Consider the following 288-nt stretch of genomic DNA (forward strand, 5'->3'; position numbering starts at 1 on the left):
CCAACGGCAGCCTCAGCGCGGTGAGCAGCAGCGATGGCGGCATCACCTGGACCGCCACCCTGACGCCAAGCGCTGACGTCACCGACAGCAGCAACCTGATCACCCTGGATAACACCGGAGTGAGCGATGGCGCAGGCAATGCCGGGAATGGCACTAGCGACTCCAACAACTACGCGATCAGCACCGTACGCCCAACCGCCAGCATAGTGGTCGCCGACAGCAGCCTGACAGCGGGTGAAACCTCGCTGGTGACCATCACCTTCAGCGAGGCGGTCAGCGGCTTCAGCA

General features: G+C 63.9%; 1 protein-coding gene. It reads left to right on the plus strand.

All coding sequences use genetic code 11. From position 1 onward, the window contains the following. Positions 1-288: Ig-like domain-containing protein (locus tag F3I62_RS20110; protein WP_160491405.1), on the plus strand; the 288-nt coding region annotated here is incomplete at both ends.

The organism is Pseudomonas sp. R-28-1W-6 (assembly GCF_009799925.1).
In the GTDB taxonomy this organism is placed as follows: Bacteria; Pseudomonadota; Gammaproteobacteria; order Pseudomonadales; family Pseudomonadaceae; genus Aquipseudomonas.